This window comes from Thiolapillus sp., assembly GCF_048562965.1.
Taxonomy (GTDB): domain Bacteria; phylum Pseudomonadota; class Gammaproteobacteria; order Chromatiales; family Chromatiaceae; genus Thiolapillus; species Thiolapillus brandeum_A.
On sequence record NZ_JBHNMF010000188.1, the window covers coordinates 1 to 6015 of the forward strand.

General features: G+C 56.5%; 7 protein-coding genes and 1 pseudogene. 2 read left to right on the forward strand and 6 right to left on the reverse strand.

All coding sequences use genetic code 11. The annotated features are described in order from the left end of the window. Positions 1–113: 113 nt before the first annotated feature. Complete coding sequence (locus ACOCD2_RS10750) at positions 114–1184, reverse strand: phosphoketolase family protein (protein WP_308214440.1); 1071 nt, start codon at positions 1182–1184, stop codon at positions 114–116. Here ACOCD2_RS10750 and ACOCD2_RS10755 point away from each other — a divergent pair. Beyond that, positions 1155–1499 (forward strand): hypothetical protein, encoded by a 345-nt coding sequence (locus tag ACOCD2_RS10755; protein ID WP_293647459.1) that lies wholly within the window; start codon positions 1155–1157, stop codon positions 1497–1499. The two genes, ACOCD2_RS10750 and ACOCD2_RS10755, sit on opposite strands and share 30 nt — an antisense overlap. Here ACOCD2_RS10755 and ACOCD2_RS10760 read toward each other — a convergent pair. The 4 genes and pseudogenes from ACOCD2_RS10760 to ACOCD2_RS10775 all read right to left on the reverse strand — a co-directional run. Then, positions 1473–2792 (reverse strand): annotated as a pseudogene (locus tag ACOCD2_RS10760) (phosphoketolase); the annotation flags it as partial. The gene ACOCD2_RS10755 and the pseudogene ACOCD2_RS10760 sit on opposite strands and share 27 nt — an antisense overlap. Beyond that, positions 2789–2965, reverse strand: a complete 177-nt coding sequence (locus ACOCD2_RS10765; protein WP_293647461.1) for a hypothetical protein — start codon at positions 2963–2965, stop codon at positions 2789–2791. The gene ACOCD2_RS10765 and the pseudogene ACOCD2_RS10760, both read right to left, overlap by 4 nt. A 4-nt stretch (positions 2966–2969) precedes the next feature. Further along, on the reverse strand, positions 2970–4493 hold the full coding sequence (locus tag ACOCD2_RS10770; RefSeq protein WP_293647463.1) for an MgtC/SapB family protein: 1524 nt from the start codon (positions 4491–4493) through the stop codon (positions 2970–2972). Positions 4494–4519: 26 nt separating this feature from the next. Further along, positions 4520–5191, reverse strand: coding sequence for a hypothetical protein (locus ACOCD2_RS10775; RefSeq protein WP_305800309.1), 672 nt, complete (start codon positions 5189–5191; stop codon positions 4520–4522). Between the two features lie 96 nt (positions 5192–5287). On the opposite strand from ACOCD2_RS10775, the gene ACOCD2_RS10780 reads away from it, so the two are divergent. Beyond that, complete coding sequence (locus ACOCD2_RS10780; protein ID WP_293885359.1) at positions 5288–5566, forward strand: hypothetical protein; 279 nt, start codon at positions 5288–5290, stop codon at positions 5564–5566. Here the strand turns inward: ACOCD2_RS10780 and ACOCD2_RS10785 are convergent. Next, entirely contained in the window at positions 5505–5936 is a 432-nt protein-coding gene (locus tag ACOCD2_RS10785; protein ID WP_308317370.1) for an HAD family hydrolase, read from the reverse strand. The genes ACOCD2_RS10780 and ACOCD2_RS10785 overlap by 62 nt on opposite strands. Between the last annotated feature and the right edge of the window lie 79 nt (positions 5937–6015).

Below are 6015 nucleotides of genomic sequence, written 5' to 3' on the forward strand. Positions count from 1 at the left end.
CCTATTGCCGCATCTCCAGTTACCTGCAGACCATGGCAAATCAGGGATACAATCCGCTGGTCGCCATTCAAATGGCCTTTTCGGGACAGCTCTATGCTGATAGGGGTGAGTAGTTACCATTCTTCATTCTCCACCGGTCTGGCGGGCCATTTCCAGTCGCGGATTTCAGGCATGTCTTCCCCGTGTTCGGTGATGTATTGGCGATGATCCACGAGACGGTCCTGCATGGTCTGGTGGATGTGGCCCGCACGATCCCGCAGGCCGGGTACCCGGCTGGCGGCATCCATGACCAGATGGAAGCGATCCAGGTCGTTGCGTACCACCATATCGAAGGGTGTGGTGGTCGTACCTTCTTCCTTGTAGCCGCGTACATGCAGATAGCCATGAAATTTGCGCCTGTAGGTGAGGCGGTGAATGAGCCAGGGATAACCGTGGAAGGCAAATATCACAGGGATATCCGTACCGAACAGGGCATCGAAATTGTCGTCTGGAAGACCGTGGGGATGCTCGTCACGTGGCTGAAGCGTCATCAGATCGATGACGTTGACCACCCGTATTTTCAGGCCGGGGGCGTAGTGGTGGAGCAGATCCACGGCCGCCAGGGTCTCGATGGTGGGCACATCCCCACAGCAGGCCATGATGACATCCGGTCTGCCATCCTGATCATTGCTGGCCCATTCCCAGATACCGATGCCTGTGCTGCAATGCCTGATGGCCGCATCCATATCCAGCCACTGCGGCTCTGGCTGCTTGCCTGCGACGATGACATTTACCAGGTTGCGGGAATTGAGGCATTCGTGAGTGGCACAAAGCAGGGTATTGGCGTCAGGCGGCAGATAGACACGCACGATATCGACCTTCTTGTTGATGACATGGTTGATGAATCCGGGATCCTGGTGGGAAAAGCCGTTGTGATCCTGGCGCCATACATGGGACGTGAGCAGGATGTTGAGGGAGGCGATGTCAGCCCGCCAGGGTATTTCATGGCATACCTTGAGCCACTTGGCATGCTGGTTGAACATGGAATCCACGATGTGGACGAAAGCCTCGTAGCAGGAAAACAGGCCATGACGACCGGTCAGCAGATAACCTTCCAGCCAGCCCTGACAGGTGTGTTCCGACAGGATCTCCATGACTCTGCCGTCGGTTGCCAGGTGGTCGTCGTAATCCAGGGTTTCCGCCATCCATACCAAGCGTGTCTTCGGCCTCGTGATAGATTTTGGGACATCCCAGTCCCCAAAATCGACTCGGCCTTTGACAACCCATTGGTGCCCCAGCCGTCCTGGTCACCAAGCACTACGCAACAACTTCGCAAGCTCGTTGCTGCTCCGTACTTGGCTCCCAATGACTGGACGCCGCGTTCGGAGGCCTACTTTGTTTTCCCTCTGGCGCAAGGCACGCCGGGAAAACAGTGCGGCCTCGCGGCTACTGGGGTCTACCAGCCTTCGCTTCGCTCTCCATGGCTGGCAGCGGCGGTCGGTCACTTCGAACAGCGCTGACAGCCGGTTGGAGGCAGTTTCGTCAGGTCCCATGACACGGAAGTTTGCAGCCTCCATATTGAGCTGCATGACATCCCTGAGATACTTGCCCATGGTCCGGGTGGCCTCTCCCAGCTCGGCCCCGGGATGCGCCACGGTAACGGCGTACTGCTCGTAGTCGGGCAGATGCAGGGGCTTCAGCAGCAGGCCGCCGTTGGCATGGGGATTGGCGCCCATGCGCTTCGTTCCCTCAGGGGCGAGCGCGGCTATGTGAGGTCTGAGCCAGCCGTTCTCGTCAAACAGTTCTTGCGGTCGGTAGCTCTTCATCCACTGTTCGAGAATCTTCAGGTGAGCAGGCTTGGTCACATCGGGGATAGGAACCTGGTGCGCCCGCCAGAAGTCTTCCACTTTCAGGCCATCGACTTCCCTCGGGCCGGTCCATCCCTTGGGGGTACGCAGGATGATCATGGGCCAGCGCGGCAACCGATTGTCACCGCCAGCACGTGCGCTTGTCTGAATATGCTGTATCTCTGCGATGATGCTGTCGAGTGTGGCTGCCAGCTGCTGATGTACCTGCATGGGATCGCTGCCTTCCACCACATAGGGCCGGTAGCCATAGCCCTCGAACAGTTTCTGGAGATCCGCAGTATCGATACGCGCCAATACCGTGGGATTGGCGATCTTGTAACCGTTCAGGTGCAGTACGGGCAGCACAGCACCGTCGCGCACGGGGTTGAGAAACTTGTTGCTGTGCCAGGCCGTTGCCAGGGGCCCGGTTTCTGCTTCACCGTCTCCCACCACGCAGAGTGCGAGCAGGTCGGGATTGTCGAATACCGCACCGAAGGCATGGGACAGGGAATAACCCAGTTCACCGACTTCGTTGATGGAGCCGGGTGTTTCGGGTGCGCAGTGGCTGGGAATGCCGCCGGGAAAGGAAAACTGCTTGAAGAGGTGCTTCATGCCTTCCCTGTCCCTGGAAATATCGGGGTACAGTTCGCTGTAACTGCCTTCCATCCAGGTGCTGGCAACCAGTGCCGGCCCGCCGTGGCCGGGACCGGTGATGAAGATGGCGTCCAGGTTCTCACGCCTGATGATCCTGTTCATGTGCGCGTACAGCATGTTCAGTCCTGGTGTTGTACCCCAGTGTCCCAGGCGGCGTGGCTTGATGTGCTCCGGTTCCAGAGGCTGTTCCAGAAGGGGGTTGTCCAGCAGAAAGATCTGCCCTGCGGACAGATAGTTGGCGGCGCGCCACCAGGCATGAATATTCTCGAGTTCCTCCTGAGAGAGAGGCGATGTATGACCTGCAGTGTTCATGATGGTTTTCCTTGTTTCGCACCGGGAGATATTTCCGGCAACAGATCGACATTGAAATGGTTGGCCAGGGCATACAGTCCGGGCAGGGTAATGAAGGCGCCAGGCAGGATGCCGATGACGGCCATGCCGAGATATTTCAACAGCTCGGCCAGTGCATGGTTGGTGGCTTGCATTTCCTCATGGCTGAGTTTTTCGCCGGTGGCAAAGCGCAGGTAGGTTTTTGTAAAGAGCTTCGTGTTTTCGGTGTTCTCTTCCAGGATATCTTTCAGTTCCAGGAGCATGTGGTGCAGATGTGCATGCAGTTCCTCGACGGTGTATTTTTCCCGCCAGTGTTCTTCCAGGTGTTCGAGAAGCTGCCGTGCGTCGATATGATGTGATGAAAGCGACATGGCTTGCCTCATGCTTCCCTAGAATCCGACCCGGGACATGCCCAGGCCATAGATGATGGTGAGAATGCCCAGGATCAGCAATCCTGCTACTGTTCCTGCGCCCCCCCAGCGTGATCGCGTAGAGTGCCTTGAGCAGATTGTTGCTGCCCGCTGCGATAATGATGGCGCCGGTCAGCTGTTGCAGACTGGTCGCCTTGTAGTGGCCGCTGAGTATGGACAGGACAAAGGGATCGATATCGGTAAAGCCGACGCCAAAGGAAAGCAGGTTCAGGCCAGTTTGCCCGAAATGGGCGATGACCTGCTGGGTAATGATCATCATGATCACGAACAGAAGGGCAAACAGGAGCGCGATACCCAGCTCAAGGGGATTGGACCGTCCAAGGTCCGGCGTGGTTTGCGTGGAAGAGGGTGCCGTCCTGTCGATCAGGACCGCACCGCCGATGGCAAGAGTGCTGAACAACAGCAGGGGAATGATGGCATCGGGTACGAGGCTGATGTTCATGATGGCGATCAGCGCCAGCAGCCGCAGATACATGATGCCCGAGGCAGCAAGAATACCGGCATTCAGTGCGGCATCCGGTTTTTCCAGCAGACGGCTCTTTCGCGCCAGGACCACGGTGGTGGCCGTGCTGGAATACAGTCCACCCAGCAGCCCGGTTACCAGGTAACCCTGGCGTTTCAGCAGGTATTTTTTCAGAATATAGCCTGCATAGGATATTGCGGAGATCACCACGACCGCCAGCCATATCTTGAATGGCGTAGCCGGGATGTAACTGGAAACAGGCTGGTTGGGCAGTAAAGGCAGTATGACGCCGGACAACAGCAGAAACTTCGCCAGGGTGGGAATCTCCTGGGGTTCCAGGTCCTTGGTCAGAAGCTGCGTGAAAGGGCGGGCGCTCAGTATGAAAACGATTGCCACGAACAGCAGAACCAGAAACCAGGGTGGCAGTAGAATGATGACCGGCCCATAGGTATAGACGGTCAGGGAAATGAGCGGCTGCAACAGCCCTGACTGGCCGTTTTTCAGCTTCTGGTGATAGAACAGCGAAAAAAACAGGACAAGCCCGAGCATGCCTGCCAGGTACAGATGATAACCCGGGTCCAGCTGATAGAGCACGAAGCCGAGAATGGCGATGAAGGTGAAAGTGCGTGTGGTGCCCAGGCTGATGGAAGGTACTTCCGGACGTTCCTTGCTGCGCAGCAGGATGTATTCGCGGAACTCCAGACCGGTCAGGAAACCGAAGACGGCCACCAGGGAGAACTGGAACCATACCTGTGACAGTAACTCGGCGATGAGGCTATGCTGGGTCATGAGGCTTTGTCCGGGTGCTGTACATGTCAGATCTCGACAACCACGCCTTTCAGGTGGTGATAGAAACGCAGTACCAGCATTTTCACCGCATCATTGAAGACAAACCATGTCAGTGCATAGGCCCACATGCCCAATGCCCATTCCCAGCCGATGGGCGTCATCAGGCCAAATCCATAGACGGCTATGATGGTGCCTATGACGCGACTCGAAAAGGTGGCCGAGAACAGAATCCAGGAAGGATAGGGGCGTTTAAAGAACCAGTCATCGATACGCGTGTTATAGATGGTGCCGTGACCGGCAATGACCAGTTTGGCGAAAAACACGGATTGCACAAAATCCAGGGGCAGTTTCATGTACACGATCAATATCCAGAACAGCAGGAAGGATGACAGTACGCCAGCCAGTCCCAGCCAGCTGGCCATGACCAGTACCTGGTGCATGTTCCAGCGTACCGGTTGTTCCCGCACCTTGGTGTTGTCGTAGGCGATGGCAAGGATGGGAATATCATTCAACAAAGCCAGCACGATAATCATCAGTGCCGTTACCGGATAGAACTGGAACACGCCGATAGCAAGACTCATGAAGATGATGATGCGTATGGTTTCGGCGATACGGAAAATGGTATAGCTCTGCATACGCTCGAAAGTTGTGCGTGCCAGCTTGATGGCATCAACAATCACTCGCAACCCGGGTGCCATCAGGACGATATCGGCTGCAGCCCGGGCTGCATCGGTTGCGCCACTGACAGCAATGCCCGCATCGGCTTTCTTCAGTGCAAGCGTGTCTTCGGCCTCGTGATAGATTTTGGGACATCCCAGTCCCCAAAATCGACTCAGCCTTTGACAACCTATTTGTGCCCCAGCCGTCCTGGTCACCAAGCACTGCGCAACAACTTCGCAAGCTCGTTGCTGCTCCGTACTTGGCTCCCATATGACTGGACGCCGCGTTCGGAGGCCTACTTTGTTTTCCCTCTGGCGCAAGGCACGCCGGGAAAACAGTGCGGCCTCGCGGCTACTGGGGTCTACCAGCCTTCGCTTCGCTCTCCATGGCTGGCAGCGCCGGTGCATCGTTGACGCCATCGCCGGTCATGCCGACGATGTGGTCTGCCTTCTGCAGCTTGTCCACGATGAAGTACTTGTCTTCGGGGTAGACCTGGGCGAAGCCGTCGGCGGCTTCGATCTGGGCGATGATCTCAGATTCATGTTTCTTGATGGTGCCCTTGGGAAGCACCATGGTATTCAGCTCTTTCCCGACCTGATCGACAATGCCCTCGACGGTGCTTTGCAGTTCATCTTCCGGAATATCTGACCTGATGGATTTCAGCAGTGCCTTAGAGATCACTTTTGCCAGCAACAGGTATTCTTCTGTGCTTTCACCCTGAAGCTCACGGATGTCTTCGATGTTGTCTCCGATGTCCAGCAACCCCGCGATGTATCTGGCCACAGCCAGGTTGTCGCCGGTGACCATTTTAGTTTAGCGTAGAAACCCACGTCCTTAGGACGTGGTCATGAGTGATAGGCTC